This is a genomic window from Gillisia xinjiangensis, assembly GCF_046298265.1.
Lineage (GTDB): Bacteria > Bacteroidota > Bacteroidia > Flavobacteriales > Flavobacteriaceae > Gillisia > Gillisia xinjiangensis.
The window spans coordinates 1-4,740 of the sequence record NZ_JBKAHK010000015.1; the positions used below are offsets into that span (position 1 = coordinate 1).

General features: G+C 32.9%; 6 protein-coding genes. All 6 read left to right on the forward strand.

The genetic code is table 11. From position 1 onward, the window contains the following. The coding region (locus ACKGJN_RS16155) for a hypothetical protein (RefSeq protein WP_409540598.1) at positions 1–823 on the forward strand (823 nt) is incomplete at its 5' end. Next, positions 798–1,262 carry a hypothetical protein gene (locus ACKGJN_RS16160; protein WP_409540599.1) on the forward strand — a complete coding sequence of 155 codons (465 nt, stop codon included), beginning with the start codon at positions 798–800 and terminating at the stop codon, positions 1,260–1,262. The genes ACKGJN_RS16155 and ACKGJN_RS16160, both read left to right, overlap by 26 nt. Positions 1,263–1,353: 91 nt before the next feature. After that, on the forward strand, positions 1,354–2,169 hold the full coding sequence (locus tag ACKGJN_RS16165) for a hypothetical protein (RefSeq protein WP_409540600.1): 816 nt from the start codon (positions 1,354–1,356) through the stop codon (positions 2,167–2,169). Between the two features lie 31 nt (positions 2,170–2,200). Beyond that, positions 2,201–2,602: a hypothetical protein gene (locus ACKGJN_RS16170; protein WP_409540601.1), complete on the forward strand. Its 402-nt coding sequence runs from the start codon at positions 2,201–2,203 to the stop codon at positions 2,600–2,602. A 568-nt stretch (positions 2,603–3,170) separates the two neighbouring features. Then, entirely contained in the window at positions 3,171–3,983 is an 813-nt protein-coding gene (locus tag ACKGJN_RS16175) for a catalase family protein (protein WP_409540602.1), read from the forward strand. A gap of 1 nt (position 3,984) precedes the next feature. Further along, a complete protein-coding gene (locus ACKGJN_RS16180) occupies positions 3,985–4,401 on the forward strand; it encodes a hypothetical protein (protein WP_409540603.1) in 417 nt (138 codons plus the stop codon). Positions 4,402–4,740 lie beyond the last annotated feature (339 nt).

The window sequence follows — 4,740 nt, forward strand, 5'->3', positions numbered from 1 at the left end:
AAAAGATTTTGGAGAATTAGCTGTTGAAACCAGGATGGCCAAAGGGGAGGTGGATTTTGAGGATAAGATAATTCTAGATTCTAGTTTCGAAAACCACCAAAGATTAAAATGCGTATACGATAAATTTAAAACAGGAACTAATACTATAGCGGGTTATTTAAACAATTTCTTGCCAGATAATGCAGTTGGCCATCTTAATTTTAGTGTTGACAGTAATTTTAAAGTGAATCAACCAACCGAAAACTGGGGAGCTGGTGCAGTAACAGAGCCGCCGATAAATGGAGCAAATGGAAGCAACGTGCCGGGATATAACATAAATATTGTATTTAATACAGATCCTACTTTAACCTCTTCTGCACAAAATTTTCCATCAATAATTTTAGCCCAGGAGTTAATTCATGAAATGGTACATGCAGAGATGTATAGAAAGCTATTAGAATGTGCTCAATTACCTCATGTTAACTATAACAATTATACAGGTGAACAATGGGAAAATTTCTTATATAGTTTAAGGCATAATTATGAGGGTCTTCATGATTATTACATGAGATATAAATTTTATAAAGAAAACGGTCAGTTAATACCCATTGAAGGGCCTACGGAAGAGCAACATCAACAAATGGCCTCTCATTACCGTAATATGATGATCGCCGCATTAAAGGATTTTGATAATAATCAACATTCTCCTGAATTTTACAATGCCATAGCTTGGATTGGTCTAAAAGGGACTGTAGCTTGGGATGACCCTTCTATAAGCCAATCTCAAATAAATTCAATAATAACCAATGCCATTACTAATGAAACTCACAATTGTACTAATTAATGCTTTGTTTTTGCTTATAGTATTAAAAGGCTTCACACAAGAAATTGTAATCCCTAAGGATACAGTATATTTAAATTATTCTTATTATGTCAATAATTGCCAACATTCGGATATTTTAAGCAAATTAAAATGGAGAAAAGAAAATGTCATACAATTTAATTTATGTGGAGAAGCAATTTTTATTTATCCTAAGAATGGAGATTCTGACACTTTAGATATTAAAAACTTAAAAAACTATCAGTTCACGGAAGTAAATGATATAGATAGCTTAGGAAGACTATGGTATAAAAAAAACTTACCTGTTTTAAAGAGAAAATATGGAAAAATAATTGCGCCACATGACAAGAATGGTAAGTTCGTCACTTATTTAATAGAAGAATCGAATGACTGCTTAATTAAATATAGGGTTTATTGGCGAAATGAACACGTAATAGACTAATAATGAGCAATTAAATAACCTTTACCTTTTTTTAAATATTAACACAATCGCTGAAGCAACAATGTTTGGGTTGCAATCCCTACGAGCCTTTATGGCCAAAGGGGATGTGGATTTTGAGGAGCAGGTGATTTTGGATAAACCGTTTATTGATAATGATTGTCTTTATGGAGTTTACACAGCTATGGGCAAAGCAACTAAATTTAATGAATATCTTCAAAATTTTGATGCTGATATGTCTGTGGCGAATTTGAAGTTTGGGTATGATGTGAATTTTAGCAGTAATTATGATCCTAGATTTTGGGGTGGAATTGCTATTACCAATTCTCCTGAAAATTATTTGATAAAAATTGATTTTAATGGAGATCCCAATTTATCAAGCTCAATTCATGGCAAACCTAAATTAATTATTGCAACATCGTTTATGCATGAAATAATACATGCAGAGATGTATAGAAAGATGTTGGCGGTAGCGCAGCAACCAGATTTAAACTTCACGCAGTGGTATATCCAAGATCCCTATTCCTTTGAAGATTTTAATGCAGATTTAAAATTTAATTTTTTTGGAATTTGGGATTACTATACTAGATATGAATGGGACGTCCCTCCTGGTCAAGAGCCTAGTTCCCCCCAACATCAACAGATGGCTGAAAACTATAGAAACACAATTATCTCTGCGATTTCAGAATATGACAATTACCAGCATACACCAAGTTTTTATGAAGCTTTATCCTGGTACGGGTTAATGGGAACAGGAAATTTCAATCCTACAACAGGTCTTTATGAGAAATCCACGGGAGCCTGGGAGCATATAGATGAAGACCCAAACCTTACTGCTGTGCAAGAAAGGATGAATATTCACAACACTATAATTAATTTCCAAAATAATGATACGAACACATGTAATTAAAATTTGGCTGTTTGGGATTCTATGTTTTTGTTTGGCACCAACCACAGCACAGGAAATCCCTAGCGAGAAGATTTATTTATTGTTCCAGAAAAATGATGGCACTTATTCTAAGGCTTTGGGGAAAAAATTTATAGATGGCGATAAATTAAATTTTAATCTATATAGATTTTATTTTACTCACAAAAAGTACCATACAAGGGATACTTTATCTATTTGTGACGTTAAAAATTATTCCCTAACGGAGGAGAGTGAACTAAAAGAAAAAGAAAAGAAATGGAGGAAGGATAATGAAAATTTTTTAAAAAAATATTTTGGAGGTGTATGGGTAATTGACAGGAATGGAGTATTTAATCCTTACATTATAGAGGAAATAGGTAATGGGAAAATAGTTGTGTATCAAGTTGATTTCAGAAACGAAGGAGCTATACCCTAAGAATATAATTTGGCCTGACTGTACGAGTAGTTTAAATGCCAGTTATCAATTTTTTCCCAGAAAAGAAGATAAAAAATAAAAAGTAGAAGTAGCCAATGAATTATTGGAAATTTTAAAGATTTTTAATATTCCTACATTGTAGAGACCTGCTTTAAACAACTTAAATATTATAACCCAACCGGAGATGATAGGCGCAATTATAGCAGAAGGATTCGCACCCGGCTACAGGACAAGCTCAAGGAACTAATAACTGTAATTAATGAAAACTAAATCACTTATATTATTGATGATGCTGGGATGTTTTATAAATTGTAAATCCCAGGGTAAAGACACGGCTTCTAGAGAAATAAAAGAGGCATAAACTATTTTAAACACCTATTTTGACGCTGCATTCTAGAACAGTGGGGAAATAGTATGTCAGCCTGATACTAAGTCTTCTTCAGACTGTTTTGAGTCAGGTCCGTATGGCATAAATTTATACGAATACGCATTATATAAATTAGATTATGAATACAATTTTAATGTCTCCCAGTTAGATTGGTTAAAAAAGGAGGAAAACCAGGAGTTTATGATGCAGGTATATACCTATGGTGTTTCAAATGTTTACAGCGAAAAAGCAGAAGACTTTTCACATGAGGCAGTAGATGCAAAAATGACTGGTGGGGAAGTGGATTTTGAGGAGGAGGTGATTCTAAATAAATCGTTTATTGATAATAACTGTCTTTATGGAGTTTACACAGCGATGGGCAAAGCGACTAAATTTAAAGAATATCTGCAAAATTTTGATAATAATTTCACAAATCCTGTTGCCAATTTGAGGTTAACTACTGGAGTTCATCCTGTTTATCCCAACGCAACTGCAGTAACAGATGAACCCAATAATTATCTTATAAAAATAACTTTCAATCCTAATCTATTAAATCGGCCCAATATAGATGTGGCCCGTACGATGATACATGAAATGATCCATGCCGAAATGTATAGAAAATTACTGAGCATTGCCCGCCAACCGGAAGTACCATGGACAGAGGCATTTATTAAATCATTAAAAAACGATTTTGAAGGTTTGGAAGAATATTATACAAGATATTGGCTTGAATGGCCTCTAGACCAACCAGCTGGAGCCCCACAACACCAACTAATGGCAGAACATTATATTGAAATTATCAAACAAACCCTAAGGGATTATGATGATTCATTAACCGATTTACAATACGAAGCACTCGCTTGGGTTGGATTGAAAGGTGGCGCAGAATTAAATGCAATTACAGGGCTCCCTCCAAATCCGACCGTTGCATGGGAAAAAGAACCATTAGCAAATCGATTGCTGTTGAATTCTGCTTATGAAAATTTTATTGCAAGTAACCCAAATTGTCAATAAAATGAAATTAAAGATTTTATTAATACTGCTTTTTTCAGGTTTACTTTGTTATTCCCAAAAAATAAAAAAGGATACTATTTATATTATTTATGAGGCAGAATCAAAAATAATACGGAAAAATAATTCAAAAATATCAAGTTTTGGAATTTTATTCGATCTTTATAGGACAAAAGAAGCCAGAGAAAAAAGGTTAAAATATTTAAGAGAACATGGTGGTGGTGAAACAGGATTTTATTTCGGCTTTACTGGGGAAAATAACTTTATAGTTACGGGAGATTTGAATAAATATGAGTTAAATACCGCAGAAGATATATCGAAGCTCAATATTATTTTAGGATATGGGCAAAAAGTTTTTTTTATCGAGAAATTAGGTTGTAATAGGTATAAGTTCCATGAAACCCACTTGACATATGAATAAGTTATAAAAACTTTTAATCAAATTATTGATCATTATATATTTCCAAATATTGCAGGAGTTATACCTAGAAACCTCATATATTATTAATTGTTATAGAAAAGTTGTTTTTTTTAATATAGTGACGACGTGGTGACTATTTTAAACCGAATTTTTAAAAAATAAAATACCTATTATAAAGAATATTCTGGCCCTTACCAATGCAGTATAAGAATTATCGATTTAACTTTATACCAGATACAAATAGATCAAAATAATAGCTTTTCATGGACAGATAGTGGGCAGACCGGTTATACAAGGCCTTCCGGTTCCTGGAACCATTATGGTGGTACAGGCGGTTAT

Bases quoted from the DNA above. Each gene is read 5' to 3' on its own strand.
- ACKGJN_RS16160 (WP_409540599.1), top strand. From the start codon at position 798: ATGAAACTCACAATTGTACTAATTAATGCTTTGTTTTTGCTTATAGTA.
- ACKGJN_RS16165 (WP_409540600.1), top strand. From the start codon at position 1,354: ATGGCCAAAGGGGATGTGGATTTTGAGGAGCAGGTGATTTTGGATAAA.
- ACKGJN_RS16175 (WP_409540602.1), top strand. From the start codon at position 3,171: ATGATGCAGGTATATACCTATGGTGTTTCAAATGTTTACAGCGAAAAA.
- ACKGJN_RS16180 (WP_409540603.1), top strand. From the start codon at position 3,985: ATGAAATTAAAGATTTTATTAATACTGCTTTTTTCAGGTTTACTTTGT.